Below are 17,563 nucleotides of genomic sequence, written 5' to 3'. Positions count from 1 at the left end.
AATCATGACTACGCACTTCAAACCCGCTCTGCTCATGCTTCTGGTATGGACCGCGATTACTGGCATCGCTTACCCGGTGCTGGTGACCCATTTGGGGCAACTGCTGTTTCCCCATCAGGCCAACGGCAGCCTGATCGAAAAGGACGGCAAGCTTACGGGTTCAGAACTCATCGGCCAGCCGTTCAGCGATCCCAAATATTTCTGGGGCCGCCCATCCGCGACCGCGCCGCATGCCTATAACGCGGCGGCATCCAGCGGATCAAACCAAGGGCCCACGAATCCGGCGTTGATCGACGCGATCAAGGCCAGAGTCCAAGCGTTGAAAGAGGCCGATCCCGGCAATCTTGCGCCAGTGCCGGTCGACCTGGTCACCGCCTCAGGCAGCGGTCTGGATCCCCACATCAGTCCGGCCGCTGCAGCCTACCAGGTGGCCCGCGTAGCACGGCTGCGCAACCTGTCAGAATCGGTGCTCAAGGAACTGGTGGGCCGGCACACCGAAGGCCGCCAGTTCGGGTTCCTAGGGGAGCCGCGGGTCAATATTCTCAGACTCAACCTGGCACTGGATGCCCTCTGATGACGGAAGAGCAGGCACGGCAGGAGAATCGGCCTATGCGGTTGGGGTGAGCGTGGAAGTGCCGACCACGACCGCTTCGATCCAACTTAAGCTCGCGCTACGGGGTTGCGTCGGTGGCAATTCCGGCCATGCTTCTGATGTGGCGGATGAGCCTGTGGAAGGAGGTACAGTGATTACATTCGACTGGGCGTGCGACCTGACCGGTGGATCCGCGACGGCTTCTTCTAGGGTCGTGGGCTGCATCGCCCCGGCAGGAGCAGAGAGATGGTGAGACAGGATGGCACTGCATGGGGATAGCTGTGGCCTGGGGCTGGCCCGGACCAGGGCCCATCGGCGGACAGAGAGGGTAGTGTCACCCATGGCCGCCGAGCGTCCCGACCCTGATGCCCTGCTGGCCAGGGTCGAGCGCGAGCAGGCCAGGGCGCGGCGGGGCCGGTTGAAAATTTTCTTCGGCGCGGCGGCGGGGGTGGGCAAAACCTATGCGATGCTGCAGGCGGCCCGGGAGCGCCGCGCCGAGGGTGTCGACGTCGTGGTCGGAGTGGTGGAAACCCACGGTCGCAAGGAGACCGCGGCACTCCTCGAAGGGCTGGAGGTGCTGCCGCTGCGGACGGTCGAATACCACGGCACGGTGGTCGGCGAGTTCGATCTCGACGGTGCGCTCAAACGTCGGCCTTCGGTGATTCTGGTCGACGAACTGGCGCATACCAACGCCGCCGGCTCCCGCCATCCCAAGCGTTGGCAGGACGTGGAAGAGCTGCTGCGCGCCGGGATCGACGTCTATACCACCCTCAACGTCCAGCATCTGGAGAGCCTCAACGACGACGTCGGCCAGATTGCCGGCATCCGGGTGTGGGAAACCGTGCCGGACACGGTGTTCGAGGCCGCGGACGAAGTCGAACTGATCGATTTGCCCCCGGACGAACTGCTGGTTCGTCTCAAAGAAGGCAAGGTTTACGTCCCCCAGCAGGCGGAGCTGGCAGCGGAGAACTTCTTTCGCAAAGGCAACCTCATCGCGCTGCGCGAACTGGCTTTGCGCCAAACCGCGGCTCGTGTCGATGCCCAGATGCAGGACTACCGCGAGGATCACACCATCCGGGAGATCTGGCAGGTCGGCGAGCGTATCCTGGTGTGCATCGGCCCGAATCCGATGGCGGAACGGCTGATCCGCGCCGGCAAGCGGCTGGCGGCCAGCCTCAAGGCGGAATGGCTCGTGGTCTACGTGGAGACCCCGGCGCTGCAACGGCTCCCGGCGGAGCGGCGCGACGCGGTGCTGCGGATGCTGCGGCTGGCGGAGCAGCTCGGCGCCGAGACCGTCACCGTGAGTGCGCCGGACATGAGCGAGGCCATCATCGATCTCGCCAAGACACGCAACGTCACCAAGATCGTCATGGGCAAACCCCAGCGGCGCGGCTGGAAGCGCTGGCTGCTGGGCTCGGTGGTGGACACGATCATCGCCGAGGCCCACAACATCAGCATCTACCTGCTGGGCAGTCCGCCGGGCGAAGACCGTGGCAAGGAATCGCCGCCGGCGCCGCTGCCGGGGCTGAGCGCCCAACCGGACCGGGGCGGTGTGGCGGCATACCGGGGTTATCTGGGCGCGGCGGCAGTGACGTTCCTGTGTACGCTGGCGGCGAAGGCGATGTTCGGCCGGTTCGAGCCGACCAACCTCGTGATGGTGTATCTGCTCGGCGTCATCTTCGTGGCGACCCGTTATGGGCGCGGGCCGTCCATTCTGGCTTCCATACTGGGCGTCCTCGCCTTCGATTTCTTCTTCGTGGTGCCGTATTACACCTTTTCGGTGGCCGATACCCAGTATCTGTTTACCTTCGCCGTCATGCTCAGCGTCGCCCTGGTGACCGCCAACCTGATGGCGAACGTCCGCTCTCAGGCCAAGGTGGCTGCTCACCGGGAGCGCCGGGCGACCGTTCTGTACGCCATGAGCAAGGAGCTGGCAGCGAGCCGGAGCGAGGCCGAGATCGTCCAGATCGCGGTACGTCAGATCGAAACCGAATTCGGCGGACGCGCCGTGCTACTGTTCCCGGACGAAAGCGGAAGGATCGGCTATCCGGTTTCCCCGCTTGCCGAGGATTTCTTGCCGGGCATCGACATGAGCGTGGCCCAATGGGTATTCGATCACAACGAAATGGCCGGCCAGGGTACCAATACGCTGCCGGCCGCCGGCGGCGTGTACATCCCCTTGACCGGCGCGGAAAAGACCATCGGCGTGCTGGTCATGAAGCCGGTCAACCTGCGCCGGGTTTTCCTGCCGGAGCAGCAAAAGCTCCTGCAGACCTTCGTGAACCTGATCGTGCAGGCGATCGAGCGGGTCCGACTCGCCGAACAGGCCCGCATCAACCAGGTGCGGATGGAGTCCGAGCGCCTGCGCAATTCCCTGCTCAGCTCGATCTCCCACGATCTGCGCACCCCGCTCGCGACGATCGTGGGTTCGGCGAGCACCCTGGTCGAAGGTGACTACGCCCTGGAGCCGGAAGACCGGCGGGAGCTCTGCCGGGCGATTTACGACGAGGCCCGCCGCATGGCCAGCCTGGTGAACAACATCCTGGACATGGCCTGGTTCGACGCAGGGGTGGTCAAGCTCCACCTGCAGTGGCACATCCTGGAGGAAATCGTCGGCACCGTGCTGACGCGCCTGCAGAAGCAGCTTGAACGGCGTTCGGTGACGGTACGTCTGCCACGGGACGCCCCATTCGTCTACGTGGATTCGGTAATGCTGGAGCAGGTGCTGGCCAACCTGCTGGAGAATGCCATTCGCTACACGCCGGAGAACAGCCCCATCGAGATTGCCGCCGAGGCCACGCCGTTCACGATGACCATCACAGTGTCCGACCGCGGACCGGGCATTCCCAAAGGTCAGGAGGAGCTGATCTTCGAAAAATTCCACCGGGTCCACCGCGAAGGCCCGCAAAGCGGTGTCGGTCTGGGACTCGCCATCTGCCGGGCCATCGTGGAAGCGCATGGCGGTTACATCCGCGCCAGGAACCGGACCGGAGGCGGAGCGGTGTTCACGATCGTTCTGCCGCTGCGGGAGTCGCCACCGCAGATCGAACCGGAAGCCGAGCCGGCCGAATAAACCATGTCCGGACCTCATCCCGTCGTCTTAGTCATCGAGGACGATCCGCAGATGCGGCGCTTCCTGCGCACCAGCCTGCGCAGCCACGGTTTTCAGGTGTTCGAAGCCGATACCGGCAGCCGTGGCATCATCGAGGCCGGACTGCGCCGGCCGGAGGTCGTCATTCTCGACCTCGGTCTGCCCGACATGGACGGCGTCGAGGTCGTCAAGGCGCTGCGGGAATGGACGCTACAGCCGATCATCGTGCTCTCGGCCCGCAGCACGGAAGAGCACAAGATCGAAGCCCTGGATGCCGGTGCCGACGACTACCTGACCAAGCCGTTCGGCATTGGTGAACTCATCGCCAGAATCCGTGTGGCTCTCCGGCATTCGGCAGCGGGCGCCGCGAATTCCGCGAACGATGGGTATGCCAGCGGCGGATTGCGGATCGACCTGCTTCGGCGCACCGTGACCGTCGGCGAGCGGGAGATACGCCTGACCCCCACTGAATACCGTCTGCTCGCCGCCCTGGCGCGCCACGCGGGCAAGGTGCTGACCCACCGCCAGTTGCTGGTGGAGGTCTGGGGACCATCGCATGTCGAGGACTCGCATTACCTCCGCATTTACATGAGCCAGCTTCGGCGAAAACTCGAAGCCGATCCGGCCAGGCCGGAATATCTGCTGACGGAGTCGGGGGTGGGATATCGCCTGAAAATCTGAAAAAAGTGAAGCTCTAAAACAGTTCCAGTTGCCGTTGTCCCGGCGGCGTGAAAAGCGTGCTGAGCAGGCCGGGCAATTCTGCAGCCAGACCCCGGCGTTTGCGGGCCAGGTGGAAGCGGCGGGCGAGGAGTGCCGCATAGTCGCCGCTGCCGACCTGGCGCCGGCCGAAGCCGGAGTCGTAAATCCTGCCGCCGTGGGCGAATGCGACCAGGCTGAGGGTGTGGGCGGCTTTCAGCGGGTAGTGCGCATCCAGCCATTCCGCGAACAGGGATTCGACCTCCCGCGGCAGCCGCAGCAGGATGTAGCCGGCGGACACCGCTCCCTGCTCGGCCGCCTGCTCCACGATGCGTTCCATCTCACTGTCGGTGAGCCAGGGAATGACCGGTGCGATCATCACCTTCACCGGCACCCCGGCTGCAGCGAGGCGCGCGACCGTCACCAGCCGCCGGTGCGGGGCCGAGGCGCGCGGTTCGAGTTTCAGCGCCAGCGCCTTATCCAGCGTGGTGATGGAGATCTGCACGTTGGCCAGCCCCGCTGTCGCCATCTCGCCGAGGATGTCCAGATCACGCTCGATCAAGGCGGATTTGGTGGTGATCGTCACCGGATGGCGGGAGCGCTGCAGGACTTCCAGAACCTGCCGGGTGATTCGCCATTCACGCTCGATGGGTTGGTAGGGATCGGTGTTGGCGCCCAGGGCGAGGGGCGAGCACCGGTACCCCGGATGGGCCAGCTCTTTTTCGAGCAGGGCCGGTGCATCGGGCTTGGCGAACAGCCGGGTTTCGAAATCCAGCCCCGGCGACAGCCCCATATAGGCGTGGCTGGGCCGGGCGTAGCAATAGATGCAGCCATGTTCGCAGCCGCGGTAGGGGTTCACCGATTGGTCGAAAGGGATGTCCGGCGACTGGTTGCGGGTGATGATGGAACGCGCGTGTTCGGTGGCGACTTCAGTCGCCAGCATCAAGGGCTCTTCCGGAAACCAGCCGTCGTCCACCGCTTCCCGGGTCGTCGCGGAGAAACGGGAAGTCTCGTTGCTGACGGCGCCGCGGCCGTGGCGCGGAGTGCCGGGTTTCATGGACCACGCACTCCGTTACGGTTCACCGCCGGCCGCAGGTCGGGCAGGAAGGATTCCGCCCCAGCCTGACTTCATGCCATTCCAGCCGCAGCGCGTCGAACACCACGAGGCGGTCGTTGCGAACGCTGGGAAGGCCCAAAAGCAGTTTGATGGCTTCCAGGGCCTGCATGCTGCCAATGATCCCGGGCAGCGCCGCGACGATGCCGTTGCGGGCGCAGCTTGCGTCCAGTTCGCCGCCTTGGGGATAGAGGCAGTTGTAGCACGGGCTTTCCCCAATGCCCGGCGTGAATACGGCGAGTTGCCCCTCGAAGCGGATCGCGGCACCCGATACCAGGGGGGTACGGGTCGTGACACAGGCCGCGTTGACGGCAAAGCGGGTGGCGAAGTTATCGGAGCAGTCCAGGACCACATCGACCGCGCCCGCCCATGCTTCGAGGGCCGACGCGGAAAGGCGTTCGGCAATCGGCTCGATCCGCACCTGGGGGTTCATCCGCCGGAGCCGGTCGGTGCAGGCTTCGGCCTTGCCCCGGCCGATGTCCGCGGTGTCGAAAGCAATCTGGCGCTGGAGGTTGGAGAGATCGACCGTATCGAAATCGCTCACGACCAGCCTGCCTACACCGGCTGCGGCCAAATACATGGCGGCCGGCGAGCCGAGTCCGCCCAGACCGATGATGAGTGCGCTGGCGCCAAGCAGCCGGTCCTGGCCTTCGGCGTCGACCTCGGGAAGCATGATCTGGCGGCTGTAGCGGAGGAGTTGAGCGTCGTCCATCGAGATTCGGCTTGTCGCGACTTCCGTGATTATAGCGGCTGCGGCGCCTGGCGATGTCGTGAGGTCGATTCCAACCCGATCGTTCCGGTGGGTTACACTGGCAGGCCGTCACCGCAGTAAAGTCAAAGTATCGAAGTCATGATCTTACTCGCCATCGAAACCGCGACCGAAGCCTGCTCGGCCGCGCTCTACCTTGACGGCGCCGTCCTGGAGCGCTACCAGGTGGCGCCCAGGGAGCACAACCGGCTGATCCTGCCCATGCTGGAATCGCTGCTCGCGGAAGCCGGCATCGCGCTCGGGGGGGTGGATGCCGTGGCTTTCGGGCGCGGGCCGGGTTCGTTCACGGGCGTCCGCATCGCCGCCGGCGTGGCGCAAGGCATTGCCTTCGCGCTGGATCTCCCGGTGGCTCCGGTCTCCACCCTGGCCGCCCTGGCGGACGAGGCGATCACCGAGACGGGCTGCGAATACGCTTTTCCGTGCATCGACGCGCGCATGGCCGAGGTCTATTTCGCCGTGTACCGCCGGGACGCGGAAGGCTATCCCGTATTGTTGGGGCAGGAGCGTGTCCTGGCACCGGGCCAAGCGGATTTTTCGCCGGGGGCTGCCGGCATCGCGATCGGCAGCGGCTGGGCCACCTACCAGTCCGACCTGAGCAGCCTGGCCGGCGGACGCCTGGCCTCGGTCTTGAGCGGGCGGTTTCCCCGTGCCGCGGCGGTCGTCCGCCTGGGTGCCAGGACCCATGCACTGGGAGGATGCGTACCGGCGGAGCAGGCGTTGCCGGTTTACCTCCGCGACGATGTCGCCAGAAAGCCGAAGCCTTGAACCGGGAAGCCGCGTATCGGCTGACGCGGCTCCTGTAGTACACTAACCGCATGGCACAATATTTCGAGGTGCATCCCCACACGCCGCAGCAGCGCCTGATCCGCCAGGCTGCGGAGATCGTCCGCCAGGGGGGGCTGATCGTCTATCCGACCGATTCGTCCTATGCCTTCGGCTGCCAGATGGACCGCAAGGACGCTCTGGAGCGTATCCGCACCATCCGCCAGCTGGATGCGGAACACAACTTCACGCTGATCTGCCACGATCTTTCCCAGGTATCGGCTTTCGCCCGGATCAACAACGAGGCTTTCCGTCTGATCAAGACTTTGACACCAGGGCCCTACACTTTTCTGCTGCAGGCCACGCGCGAGGTGCCGCGTCGCCTCCAGCATCCCAAGCGCAAGACCATTGGGATTCGCTTGCCCGACAATGCGGTTTCGCAACTGCTGGTGGCCGAACTGGGCGAGCCCTTGTTCAGTTCGACCCTGATCCTGCCCGGGGAGACCGAAGGACTCGCCGATCCCGAGGACATCCGCGAGCGGGTGGGATCGCGGGTAGAACTGATCCTCGCTGCGGGAGTCGTACCCTTCGCGGAGACCACGATCGTCGATCTGACCGGCGAGCTCCCGGTCATCGTTCGCCAGGGCCGGGGCAGCATCGGCTTCCTGCGCACCTAGACTTCTCATCCCTTCTTCACTTTCGGGTCTGATCACACGATGGATGATCTTACTTTGGTTCAGCGTTTCAGTGTCTGGCTGTTGCCGGTGTTGTTCGCGATCACCCTCCATGAGGTGGCGCATGGCTGGGCCGCCAGCAGGCTGGGCGACAACACCGCCAAGAGTCTTGGCCGGCTTTCGCTGAACCCACTGCGACACATCGATCCGGTCGGCACCCTCCTGGTACCAGGTTTGTTGCTGGCCTTCGGCGGCTTCATCTTCGGTTGGGCCAAGCCGGTGCCGGTGGACTGGGGGCGGCTGCGCCATCCGCGCCGTGATATGGCGTTGGTGGCGGTCGCCGGACCCGGCGCCAACCTGGTGATGGCCCTGGGGTGGGCGATCCTGTTGCGGCTGGCCACCGAGCTGCCAGAAAGTCTGGATTATGTGGCGCTGCCCCTCGGCTTGATGGGGAAGGCCGGGGTTACCATCAACAGTGTGCTGATGGTGCTGAATCTGTTGCCTATTCCGCCGCTGGACGGCAGCCGGGTCGTCTCCACCCTCTTGCCGCTGCGGGCGGCGATCCAATATGGCCGGATCGAGCCCTACGGCTTCTGGATCCTGCTGATCCTGATCTATACGGACATACTCGGGCGAATCATGGTGGGGCCGCTGCTGCTGGTCCAGCATCTGATCTACACCGTTGTCGGTCTGGCCGGAGGCGCATGACCGGGACGGCGCCCGCTGCGGAAGCTTTGGAGCCGGTCGCACTGGTCAAGGGTGCGCCGGTTAGCCAGCTGCCGGAGGATCTGTACATTCCGCCGGATGCGCTGGAAATCTTTCTCGAAACCTTCGAAGGTCCACTCGATCTGCTGCTGTATCTGATCCGCAAGCAGAATTTAGACATCCTCGACATCCCGATCGCCGAGATCTCCCGCCAGTACATCGGTTACATCGAGATGATGGACAGCCTGCGAATAGAACTGGCGGCGGAGTACCTGTTGATGGCTGCGATCCTGGCCGAGATCAAGTCCAGGGTGCTGCTGCCCCGGCCGAAGGAGACGGAAGCCGAGGAAGAGGATCCGCGCGCCGAACTCGTGCGGCGCCTGCAGGAATATGAGCGTTTTAAGGCCGCGGCGGAACGGCTGGACCGGCTTCCTCGGCTGGAGCGCGACCTGTTCGAAGCCGGGGCGGGGAGCGACGACATTCCGGTGCCGAAGGTCTATCCGAGCATCGCCATGAACGATCTCCTGTCGGCATTCCAGGACGTCCTCAAGCGCCTGAACCACACCCGCCATCATCACATTCGCCGGGAAGCACTGTCGGTGCGCGAACGCATGAGCATGATCCTCGAGCGTCTGGCGGGCAATGCGACGCTGGCTTTCGAAACCTTGTTCCCCTCGCACGAGGGGCGTCCCGGCGCGGTGGTGTCGCTGCTGGCCGTGCTGGAGCTGAGCAAGGAACGGTTGATCGAAATCATCCAGGACGAGCCCCTCGGCGCGGTGCGGGTGCGGGCTCTGGCCGTCGCTGGAGGTGACTGACGTGGATCTCAAGGCGATCATCGAGGCGGCGCTGTTCGCGGCGCACAGGCCGCTTTCCGTCGCCGAGCTGGAAGCCTTGTTCGGCGATGACGAGCGTCCTGACGCCGAAGAAATCAGGCAGGCGCTGGAGTCCCTGGCGGAAGAATACTCGGAGCGGCCGCTGGAGCTTCGCAAGGTGGCGAGCGGCTATCGGTTTCAGGTACGCGTCGCCTACGCGCCATGGATCTCCAGGCTGTTCGAGGAACGGCCGGGCCGCTACTCCCGCGCCCTGCTGGAGACGCTGGCGATCATCGCCTACCGGCAGCCGGTGACACGTGGTCAGATCGAAGAGATTCGTGGCGTCGCGGTCGGTTCCGGTATCATCCGGACGCTCACCGAGCGGGAATGGGTGACCGTGGTCGGTCATCGCGACGTTCCTGGCCGCCCGGCGCTGTTTGCCACCACGCCCCAGTTCCTCGATTATTTCAATCTCGAATCCCTGGCGGATTTGCCGGCGCTGCCGGAATTCGCCGCATCACCGGAGTCAGCCGATGTCTTTGCCGCCGCGCAAACCGACCCAACCCATCCGCCCGAGGAACCGCCCGGTGCCGCAGCCTGAGCCGGCCGGGGCCGGCGAAGGCGAGCGTATCCAGAAGGCACTGGCGCATGCCGGTTTCGGCTCCCGGCGGGAGATCGAAGGCTGGATCCGTGACGGCAAGGTCTTCCTCAACCGCCGACCGGCCCATCTCGGTGACCGCTACCGCAAGGGTGACCAGGTCATGCTGAACGGCCGTCTGATCAACCTCGAAAAGCGCCTGCAGGCTCTCACCCGGGTGCTGCTGTACCACAAGCCGGTGGGTGAACTGGTCAGCCGGCGCGATCCGGAAGGCCGTCCGGTGATCTTCTCGCAATTGCCGCGGCTGGAACTGGGTCGCTGGGTCGCGGTCGGCCGTCTCGACGTGAATACCCAGGGGCTGATCCTCGTGACCAACAATGGTGAGCTGGCCCATCGTCTGATGCACCCTTCCCGCGCGGTCGAGCGCGAGTATGCCGTCCGCATCCTGGGGACGGTCAGCGGGGCTGTCATCGAAAGGTTGATCAACGGGGTTCAGCTCGAAGACGGTCCGGCGCGTTTCGAATCGGTCACCGAGGGAGGGGGCGAAGGCGCCAACCGCTGGTTCCATGTGGTGGTCCGGGAGGGGCGCAACCGGCTGGTTCGGCGCCTGTGGGAGTCGCAAAACCTGGTGGTGAGCCGCCTCATCCGGGTACGCTACGGTGACATCGTCCTGCCGCCGCGGTTGCGCGCCGGCGCCTCGGTGGAGCTGGAAGGGGAGGCTCTGGACGGTCTGCTGCGTTCGGTGGGACTGCCGTCGGAAACACCGCCGAAACACCGCTGCGGTCGCCAAGCGCGGGGCCGGGAAGAGGGGTCGCGCACCCGCCGGAGCCAGCTTTTGGGGAAGTCGTGAAGCCGGTATGATGCGGCCGCAGCGCTGCCGAGCCGGCGAGGAGAGCACTCTGGATTCGGGAGAAGGACGTATTCGATGAACACCCATATCGTTTGGCATCAATCCACCGTAGTCCGCGGTCAGCGCGAACGGCAGAACGGCCACAAGAGCTTCATACTCTGGTTCACCGGGCTCTCCGGCGCCGGTAAATCGACCCTCGCGCACCGGGTCGAGCAGCTTCTGTTCGAGCAAGGCTGCAGAACTTACGTCTTCGACGGTGACAATGTTCGCCACGGGTTGTGCTCGGATCTGGGGTTCAGCGCCGAGGACAGGCGCGAGAACATCCGCCGCATCGGTGAAATGAGCAAGCTGTTCGTAGATGCCGGCGTGATCGCTCTGACCGCCTTCATCTCGCCCTTCCGCCGTGACCGCGACCTGGTCCGGACGCTGGTGGAGCCCGGTGACTTCGTCGAAATCTTCTGCGACGCCCCGCTCGAAGTCTGCGAGCAGCGCGACGTGAAGGGGCTGTACCGCAAGGCGAGGGCTGGTGAGATACCGGAGTTCACCGGGATTTCGTCACCTTACGAAAAGCCGCTCGATCCTGAGATTACGGTGCGGACAGGGCAGGATAGCCTGGACGATTGTGCCCGGCGAATTCTCGAATATCTTGAGAAGAATGGAAAGATCAACCTGAAAACGACAAGGTAGGACAACATGGCAAAAGTCATCAGAAAAGCCGTTTTCCCGGTCGCGGGGTTGGGGACCCGCTTCCTGCCCGCCACCAAGGCCAGCCCGAAGGAAATGCTGCCGGTGGTGGACAAGCCGTTGATCCAATACGCGGTGGAAGAAGCCGTGGCGGCAGGCATCGACGAGATGGTCTTCATCACCGGCCGCAGCAAGAATGCGATCATGGACCATTTCGACAAGGCCTATGAGCTCGAGACCGAACTGGCGGCGCGAGGCAAGGACGACATCCTGAACATCGTCCGGAGCATCATTCCGCCGCACGTCACCTGCATCTATATCCGCCAGGCCGAAGCCTTGGGCTTGGGTCACGCCGTCAACTGCGCCAAGGCGGTCATCGGCAATCAGCCGTTTGCGGTGCTGCTCGCCGATGATCTGATCGACGGCAGCAACCACGGCGGCTGCTTGTCACAGATGGTCAGGGTGTTCGACAAATGGCAGTGCTCGGTGCTGGGCATCGAGCGGATCGATCCCAGTGAAACCCATAGCTACGGCATCGTGAAGACCAGCCCGATCGAAGCCGGGCTGGACAAGGTCGAAGCGATCGTGGAAAAGCCGCGGCCCGAGAACGCACCGTCGAACCAGGCCGTGGTGGGACGTTACATCCTCACGCCGGCGATCTTCGACAAGCTGGCCAATGTCTCGCGCGGCGCCGGCGGCGAAATCCAGCTCACCGATGCCATCGCCATGCTGCTCAACGAGCAGACGGTGCTGGGCTACGAATTCAACGGCAGGCGCTACGACTGCGGCTCGAAGCTGGGCTATCTCATCGCCACGGTGGAGCAGGGCTTGCAGCATCCCGAACTGCGGGCCGGCTTCGAGGCTTATCTGCGGAGCCTGCAGCTCTAAGCGCCGCAGCGGGCATTGCCGGGGAAGTCCTCCCTGGCAATGTCTCTCGTTCAGCGGGACAGGGTGGCCGCCAGGCGTTCCATGGCCTTTTCCAGATTGGCCATGCTGGTGGCGATGGAGAGACGGATGTGGCCCGGTGCGCCGAAGGCCGAACCCGGTACCACCGCCACGCCGCCCTGTTCGATCAGGTATTCGGATAGCGCCAGATCATCAGGCAGGTTCAGTTTGGTCGCTGCCGCCTGCACGTTCGGCAGGACATAGAACGTGCCGTGGGTTTTCAGACAGTCGACGCCGGGAATGGCGTTCAGTCTGTCGACCACGAAGTCGTGCCTTTCCTTGAAAGCCTTCACCATGCTGGCGATGAAGCTCTGCTCGCCGTTGAGCGCGGTTTCCGCTGCGACCTGCGAGATCGAGGTGGGATTGGAGGTGCTCTGCGACTGAATATTGGTCATGGCTTCGATCAGACGCTCGGGACCCGCTGCATAGCCGATGCGCCAGCCGGTCATGGAGTAGGCTTTGGACACACCGTTCAGCACCACGGTCCGGTCGTACAGGTCCGGGCAGACGTTCAGGATGTTGCTGAATTTGCCTTCCCAGAGGATGTGCTCGTACATATCGTCGGTGGCGATGACGACCTTGGAAAACCGCCGCAGCACCTCGCCGAGGCCGGCCAGTTCGTCCGCGGTGTAGGCCATGCCGGTGGGGTTGGATGGACTGTTGATCACGAACAGCCGGGTTCTGGCCGTCAGCGCGGCTTCCAGTTGCGCGGGGGAGATCTTGAAGGACTGCTGTTGCCCGGCTTCGACGATCACAGGGACGGCGCCGGCGAGCAGCACCATGTCCGGATAGGACACCCAGTAAGGCGCCGGGATGACGACCTCGTCGCCGGGGTTGAGCAGGGCCTGGGCCAGATTGTAGAAACTCTGCTTGCCGCCGCAGGACACCAGGATCTGCTTGAGCGTGTAGTCCAACCCGTTTTCGCGTTTGAATTTCGCCTGGATCGCCTGTTTGAGACCGGGCGTTCCATCGACCGCCGTATATTTGGTGAAGCCCTTTTCGATGGCCTGGATGGCCGCCTGTTTGATATGGTTCGGCGTGTCGAAGTCCGGTTCGCCGGCGCCCAGTCCCACGATGTCCTTGCCAGCGGCGCGCATCGCCGCGGCGCGGGCGGTGACGGCGAGAGTCGGGGACGGTTTGATGGACTGGACGCGGTCGGAAAGTTGTATGCTCATCAGTTTCGCGGATTGGCTGGAAGAATCGAGGTGTTATGTTACCGGTTAGCCGGCTTTCCTTGAACTCCGGGGGCGGAAAATTTGTCATTATCCAGAGGGTCTTCCGCTTCGCCCCATTCCACTGGCTTCGGATATCCTTGAAATTCCCCTGTCAGTGACTTTTTTCCCGGAGGGTTGAATACGCCATGTTGCCTGGAAGCGGCCATTGCCTGGCCCAACCGGTCGAGCAAAACTTGAAGCTGCCGCGCGGCCAGAAATCCAAGCCGTTCTTACTGAGGAGCGGCTATGCGCCGGCCGGCGATCAGCCGGAGGCCATACGTCGCCTCGTCGAGGGCCTGAACGACGGCGAGCTGCACCAGACGCTGCTCGGTGTGACCGGCTCGGGCAAGACCTTCACCATCGGCAACGTGATCGCCCAGGTGCAGCGTCCGACCCTGATCCTGGCACCCAACAAGACGCTGGCGGCTCAGCTCTACGGCGAGATGAAGGAATTTTTCCCTGAGAACGCGGTGGAATACTTCGTTTCATATTACGATTACTACCAGCCGGAAGCCTATGTGCCTGCTTCCGACACCTACATCGAAAAGGACTCCTCGCTGAACGAGCACATCGAGCAGATGCGGCTGTCGGCGACCAAGGCGCTGATCGAGCGGCATGACACCATCATCGTCGCCACCGTGTCCTCCATCTACGGCCTGGGCGAGCCGGCTTCGTATTTCGAAATGGTGCTGCACCTGGTGCGCGGCGACATGATCGACCAGCGCAGTCTGGTCCGGCGTCTGGCCGAGCTCCAGTACACCCGCAACGAAGCCGAGCTGCGGCGCGGCACCTACCGGGTGCGGGGCGACGTGATCGACATCTACCCGGCCGAGTCGGAGAAGGAGGCGCTGCGGGTCGAGCTGTTCGACGACGAGATCGAGCGGCTGTCGCTGTTCGATCCCTTGACCGGCGAGGTCATTTCCCGCATTGCCCGCTATACCGTCTACCCCAAGACCCATTACGTCACCCCGCGGGAAAAGCTGCTGCAGGCGGTGGAAGAGATCAAGATCGAACTCAAGGACCGGTTGGAGCATCTCCGCAGCCAGCACAAGCTGGTGGAAGCCCAACGTCTCGAACAGCGGACCCTGTTCGACATCGAAATCATCCTGGAGGTCGGCTATTGCTCAGGCATCGAGAACTACTCGCGTTTCCTGTCGGGCCGGGCGCCGGGCGAACCGCCGCCGACTCTGTTCGATTACTTGCCGGACGATGCGCTGATCGTGATCGACGAGAGCCATGTCACCGTGCCGCAGATCGGCGCGATGTACCGCGGCGATCGCTCCCGCAAGGAAACGCTGGTGGAGTATGGCTTCAGGCTACCGTCGGCTCTCGACAACCGGCCGCTCAAATTCGAGGAATTCGAGGCGAGGGCGCCGCAGCGCATCTATGTCTCGGCGACGCCGGGCCCCTATGAGCGGGCTCACTCCGGGGCGGTGGTGGAACAGGTCGTGCGTCCCACCGGCTTGGTCGATCCGGAAGTTGAGGTCCGCCCCGCCTCGACCCAGGTCGACGATCTGTTGTCGGAGATCCGCCTCCGGGTGCAGAGGGGCGAACGCGTGCTGGTGACCACCCTGACCAAGCGCATGGCCGAGGACCTCACTGAGTACCTGATGGAACACGACGTAGCCGTGCGCTATCTGCACTCCGACGTGGACACCGTGGAGCGGGTGGAAATCATCCGCGACCTCCGGCTCGGCAGGTTCGACGTCCTGGTAGGCATCAATCTGCTGCGCGAAGGTCTCGACATTCCGGAAGTATCGCTCGTGGCCATCCTCGACGCCGACAAGGAAGGGTTCCTGCGCTCGGTGGTGTCGCTGATCCAGACCATCGGCCGGGCCGCCCGCAACCTGCACGGCAAGGCGATCCTGTATGCCGACAAGGTGACGCAGTCGATGCAGCAGGCCATCGGTGAAACCGAGCGCCGCCGTGCCAAACAGGTCGCCTACAACGAAACGCATGGACTTACTCCCAGGGGCATCACCAAGTCCGTGACGGACATCCTGGAGGTGCCCATTCCGGGGGGCGTCGCGGGGTCGCGAAAGCAGGCGGCCCGCGCCGCAGAACCCAGTTCTGGGTACAAGGCAACCCGGCCGGTGGATGCGGCCAGACTCATCAAGCAGCTCGAAGAAAAGATGTACGCGCATGCCCGCAACCTGGAGTTTGAGGAGGCTGCCAGGCTGCGCGACGAGATCCAGCGGATTCGGGAGAGCGCACTGATGGCGTGAAGCTTGCTCTGCGTCCGTTCAGCCGGAACGCGGAAGCGCCGGCCGGGATCGGAACTGAAGGGGAAGATGGCATAACGCGTGGTCGTCTGGAACTCGACAGCCAAACCGACGGAGGCTTTCGATGCCGAGAGCCGCAAGCAGGACGCTCACTCACGGGGGTGCCCAAGGCCGAGGATGCGGGCAAGACCTTTGACCGGGGTTTCCGACGGTCATTCTGCGTCCCGCAGGCCGGCAGAGCGATGCTTCCGGTCCGCGGTGGACCAATGTGACCGTTCAGACTGCTCCGATCGATGCGCCCGGTGTCGACTCGTGCCGCGAGCCGTCCTTGTGAACCTCCCGAAGTAGGGTATCTGTGCGACCTTGACCGGTATGCCCAAAGCAAGTCTCCTGAAAAAATTCTTCCGTTTCGTGTGCGTGGGCGGTCTGGCCACGGCTCTGCAGTATGCGATGCTCGTCGCGCTGGTCGGCCTCTGGCAGTGGCAGGTGACCCTCGCTTCTTCGCTGGGTTTCACCGCGAGTGCCGTCGTCAACTACTGGCTGAATTACAAATTGACGTTCAGGGCCGAGAACAGCCACCGCGTCGCAGTATTCCGGTTTTTCATCACGGCCGGCATGGGGCTGGTGCTGAACGGAGCCATCGTTCAGTTCGGAATCACTTATACGCCTTTCCCTTACCTCTGGTCCCAGCTCGCGGCGACCGTTGCCGTCTTGTTCTGGAATTTCGTCGGCAGCCTCAAGTGGACGTATGCGTCGCCGGTTCGAAAATCCGCCTGATACGGAAACCAAGGATTCGCTATGTGCACACTCGCTTTCGTCGTGCCCTGCTTCAATGAAGAAGAAGCGCTGCCGGAAACCGCCAGAAGGCTGGACTTCCTGCTGAAGGACCTTCAAGACAAAGGCAAAATCGGGCCGGATTCGCGGGTCTATTTCGTTGATGACGGCAGCACGGATGCTACCTGGCAGACCATTCGTAACCTGGCAGAGACCTATGGTTTCGTGCGGGGCATGAAGCTGTCCAGAAACCAGGGGCATCAAAGCGCATTGCTCGCCGGACTGATGCATGCGAGAGGGGATTGCCTCATAAGCATCGATGCCGATCTGCAGGATGACCTGGCCGCAGTCGAGGCCATGCTCGATGCCCACGCCGCCGGCGCAGACATCGTCTACGGGGTCCGCAAGAGCCGAAAGACGGATTCGTTGTTCAAGCGTTGGAGTGCCGAAGGATATTATCGTCTGCTGACACTGATGGGGGTAGAGGTGGTGTTCAATCACGCCGATTATCGCTTGATGAGCCGGCGCGCCATCGATGCCCTCCGGGAGTTTGGCGAGGTCAACCTGTTTCTGCGCGGGATCATACCGAAGCTCGGGTTCAACACGGCGACCGTCTATTATGACCGGGCGGAGCGTATCGCCGGGGAATCCAAATATCCTTTGCGGAAAATGCTGGGTCTTGCTCTTCAGGGTGTCACTTCGTTTTCGGTAATCCGTGGATCGCATCCTCGATGCCCCGGACCAAGTGACTTGCTCTTCAGGGTGTCACTTCGTTTTCGGTAATCCCGCTGCGCGTCATCACCTTTCTCGGCTTTGTCATTTCCGCCGTCAGTTTCCTGGTGGTTTGCTGGGTGCTGTGGGTACGGTTCGTGGCCGGCGAAGCCGTTCCCGGGTGGTCGTCGATCCTGCTGCCGATGAGTCTGCTCGGCGGCATTCAATTGCTGAGCCTGGGGGTCATTGGCGAATACCTTGGCAAGATCTACCTGGAAACCAAACGCCGGCCTCGCTATTTCATCCAGGATGTCATCGCGCGGGATAACCAGGAACCGGACGTCTGACCC

18 protein-coding genes are annotated in these 17,563 nt (G+C 63.5%); 15 read left to right on the top strand and 3 right to left on the bottom strand.

Features of this window, described 5'->3' with window-relative positions:
- The first annotated feature begins 4 nt into the window (after positions 1 to 4).
- From kdpC to N4J17_RS00385, 3 genes are all read left to right on the top strand, one after another.
- Entirely contained in the window at positions 5 to 574 is a 570-nt protein-coding gene (gene kdpC, locus N4J17_RS00395; protein WP_198322464.1) for a potassium-transporting ATPase subunit KdpC, read from the top strand.
- Between the two features lie 358 nt (positions 575 to 932).
- On the top strand, positions 933 to 3,665 hold the full coding sequence (locus N4J17_RS00390; RefSeq protein WP_198322465.1) for a sensor histidine kinase: 2,733 nt from the start codon (positions 933 to 935) through the stop codon (positions 3,663 to 3,665).
- A 3-nt stretch (positions 3,666 to 3,668) separates the two neighbouring features.
- Positions 3,669 to 4,364: a response regulator gene (locus N4J17_RS00385; protein WP_198322466.1), complete on the top strand. Its 696-nt coding sequence runs from the start codon at positions 3,669 to 3,671 to the stop codon at positions 4,362 to 4,364.
- A 13-nt stretch (positions 4,365 to 4,377) separates the two neighbouring features.
- Here N4J17_RS00385 and N4J17_RS00380 read toward each other — a convergent pair whose 3' ends face one another.
- On the bottom strand, positions 4,378 to 5,436 hold the full coding sequence (locus tag N4J17_RS00380) for a PA0069 family radical SAM protein (RefSeq protein ID WP_198322467.1): 1,059 nt from the start codon (positions 5,434 to 5,436) through the stop codon (positions 4,378 to 4,380).
- A gap of 22 nt (positions 5,437 to 5,458) precedes the next feature.
- A complete protein-coding gene (locus tag N4J17_RS00375; RefSeq protein ID WP_198322468.1) occupies positions 5,459 to 6,205 on the bottom strand; it encodes a HesA/MoeB/ThiF family protein in 747 nt (248 codons plus the stop codon).
- 138 nt (positions 6,206 to 6,343) lie between these two features.
- Between N4J17_RS00375 and tsaB the strand changes: the two genes are divergently transcribed.
- The 8 genes from tsaB to galU all read left to right on the top strand — a co-directional run bounded on the left by tsaB (position 6,344) and on the right by galU (position 12,235).
- Complete coding sequence (gene tsaB / locus N4J17_RS00370; RefSeq protein ID WP_198322469.1) at positions 6,344 to 7,027, top strand: tRNA (adenosine(37)-N6)-threonylcarbamoyltransferase complex dimerization subunit type 1 TsaB; 684 nt, start codon at positions 6,344 to 6,346, stop codon at positions 7,025 to 7,027.
- Positions 7,028 to 7,077: 50 nt separating this feature from the next.
- The gene (locus tag N4J17_RS00365; protein WP_198322470.1) at positions 7,078 to 7,701 is read left to right on the top strand and encodes an L-threonylcarbamoyladenylate synthase; all 624 of its coding nucleotides are present in this window, start codon (positions 7,078 to 7,080) and stop codon (positions 7,699 to 7,701) included.
- A 39-nt stretch (positions 7,702 to 7,740) separates the two neighbouring features.
- Positions 7,741 to 8,406 carry a site-2 protease family protein gene (locus N4J17_RS00360; protein ID WP_198322471.1) on the top strand — a complete coding sequence of 222 codons (666 nt, stop codon included), beginning with the start codon at positions 7,741 to 7,743 and terminating at the stop codon, positions 8,404 to 8,406.
- Positions 8,403 to 9,218: a segregation and condensation protein A gene (locus N4J17_RS00355; protein WP_198322472.1), complete on the top strand. Its 816-nt coding sequence runs from the start codon at positions 8,403 to 8,405 to the stop codon at positions 9,216 to 9,218. Before N4J17_RS00360 ends, N4J17_RS00355 begins: the two co-directional genes overlap by 4 nt.
- Before the next feature lies 1 nt (position 9,219).
- Positions 9,220 to 9,816, top strand: coding sequence for an SMC-Scp complex subunit ScpB (gene scpB, locus N4J17_RS00350; protein ID WP_198322473.1), 597 nt, complete (start codon positions 9,220 to 9,222; stop codon positions 9,814 to 9,816).
- Complete coding sequence (rluB, locus tag N4J17_RS00345) at positions 9,803 to 10,663, top strand: 23S rRNA pseudouridine(2605) synthase RluB (protein WP_338457619.1); 861 nt, start codon at positions 9,803 to 9,805, stop codon at positions 10,661 to 10,663. Before scpB ends, rluB begins: the two co-directional genes overlap by 14 nt.
- Before the next feature lie 75 nt (positions 10,664 to 10,738).
- A complete protein-coding gene (gene cysC / locus N4J17_RS00340; protein WP_198322475.1) occupies positions 10,739 to 11,350 on the top strand; it encodes an adenylyl-sulfate kinase in 612 nt (203 codons plus the stop codon).
- 6 nt (positions 11,351 to 11,356) lie between these two features.
- Positions 11,357 to 12,235 (top strand): UTP--glucose-1-phosphate uridylyltransferase GalU, encoded by an 879-nt coding sequence (gene galU / locus N4J17_RS00335; protein WP_198322476.1) that lies wholly within the window; start codon positions 11,357 to 11,359, stop codon positions 12,233 to 12,235.
- Positions 12,236 to 12,285: 50 nt separating this feature from the next.
- Here the strand turns inward: galU and N4J17_RS00330 are convergent, their stop codons facing one another.
- Complete coding sequence (locus tag N4J17_RS00330; protein WP_198322477.1) at positions 12,286 to 13,467, bottom strand: pyridoxal phosphate-dependent aminotransferase; 1,182 nt, start codon at positions 13,465 to 13,467, stop codon at positions 12,286 to 12,288.
- Between the two features lie 185 nt (positions 13,468 to 13,652).
- Here N4J17_RS00330 and uvrB point away from each other — a divergent pair, with 185 nt between their 5' ends.
- The 4 genes from uvrB (at position 13,653) to N4J17_RS00310 (ending at position 17,560) form a co-directional block, all read left to right on the top strand.
- Complete coding sequence (uvrB, locus tag N4J17_RS00325) at positions 13,653 to 15,731, top strand: excinuclease ABC subunit UvrB (protein ID WP_232470368.1); 2,079 nt, start codon at positions 13,653 to 13,655, stop codon at positions 15,729 to 15,731.
- 369 nt (positions 15,732 to 16,100) lie between these two features.
- On the top strand, positions 16,101 to 16,505 hold the full coding sequence (locus N4J17_RS00320; protein ID WP_198322478.1) for a GtrA family protein: 405 nt from the start codon (positions 16,101 to 16,103) through the stop codon (positions 16,503 to 16,505).
- A 21-nt stretch (positions 16,506 to 16,526) separates the two neighbouring features.
- Complete coding sequence (locus N4J17_RS00315; RefSeq protein ID WP_232470369.1) at positions 16,527 to 17,285, top strand: glycosyltransferase family 2 protein; 759 nt, start codon at positions 16,527 to 16,529, stop codon at positions 17,283 to 17,285.
- 68 nt (positions 17,286 to 17,353) lie between these two features.
- On the top strand, positions 17,354 to 17,560 hold the full coding sequence (locus N4J17_RS00310; RefSeq protein ID WP_277458323.1) for a hypothetical protein: 207 nt from the start codon (positions 17,354 to 17,356) through the stop codon (positions 17,558 to 17,560).
- Positions 17,561 to 17,563: the final 3 nt, after the last annotated feature.

Origin of the sequence: Methylococcus capsulatus (genome assembly GCF_036864975.1) — a bacterium.
Classification (GTDB): Bacteria; Pseudomonadota; Gammaproteobacteria; order Methylococcales; family Methylococcaceae; genus Methylococcus.
This window is presented reverse-complemented; position numbering and strand designations above follow the sequence as displayed.

What these genes read in the sequence shown, in the direction of transcription:
- N4J17_RS00330 (WP_198322477.1), bottom strand. Translation starts at nt 13,467, where the DNA reads ATGAGCATACAACTTTCCGACCGCGTCCAGTCCATCAAACCGTCCCCG.
- cysC (WP_198322475.1), top strand. Translation starts at nt 10,739, where the DNA reads ATGAACACCCATATCGTTTGGCATCAATCCACCGTAGTCCGCGGTCAG.
- N4J17_RS00385 (WP_198322466.1), top strand. Translation starts at nt 3,669, where the DNA reads ATGTCCGGACCTCATCCCGTCGTCTTAGTCATCGAGGACGATCCGCAG.
- uvrB (WP_232470368.1), top strand. Translation starts at nt 13,653, where the DNA reads ATGTTGCCTGGAAGCGGCCATTGCCTGGCCCAACCGGTCGAGCAAAAC.
- tsaB (WP_198322469.1), top strand. Translation starts at nt 6,344, where the DNA reads ATGATCTTACTCGCCATCGAAACCGCGACCGAAGCCTGCTCGGCCGCG.
- N4J17_RS00380 (WP_198322467.1), bottom strand. Translation starts at nt 5,436, where the DNA reads ATGAAACCCGGCACTCCGCGCCACGGCCGCGGCGCCGTCAGCAACGAG.
- N4J17_RS00390 (WP_198322465.1), top strand. Translation starts at nt 933, where the DNA reads ATGGCCGCCGAGCGTCCCGACCCTGATGCCCTGCTGGCCAGGGTCGAG.
- N4J17_RS00360 (WP_198322471.1), top strand. Translation starts at nt 7,741, where the DNA reads ATGGATGATCTTACTTTGGTTCAGCGTTTCAGTGTCTGGCTGTTGCCG.
- galU (WP_198322476.1), top strand. Translation starts at nt 11,357, where the DNA reads ATGGCAAAAGTCATCAGAAAAGCCGTTTTCCCGGTCGCGGGGTTGGGG.
- kdpC (WP_198322464.1), top strand. Translation starts at nt 5, where the DNA reads ATGACTACGCACTTCAAACCCGCTCTGCTCATGCTTCTGGTATGGACC.
- N4J17_RS00320 (WP_198322478.1), top strand. Translation starts at nt 16,101, where the DNA reads ATGCCCAAAGCAAGTCTCCTGAAAAAATTCTTCCGTTTCGTGTGCGTG.
- N4J17_RS00375 (WP_198322468.1), bottom strand. Translation starts at nt 6,205, where the DNA reads ATGGACGACGCTCAACTCCTCCGCTACAGCCGCCAGATCATGCTTCCC.
- N4J17_RS00365 (WP_198322470.1), top strand. Translation starts at nt 7,078, where the DNA reads ATGGCACAATATTTCGAGGTGCATCCCCACACGCCGCAGCAGCGCCTG.
- N4J17_RS00315 (WP_232470369.1), top strand. Translation starts at nt 16,527, where the DNA reads ATGTGCACACTCGCTTTCGTCGTGCCCTGCTTCAATGAAGAAGAAGCG.
- N4J17_RS00355 (WP_198322472.1), top strand. Translation starts at nt 8,403, where the DNA reads ATGACCGGGACGGCGCCCGCTGCGGAAGCTTTGGAGCCGGTCGCACTG.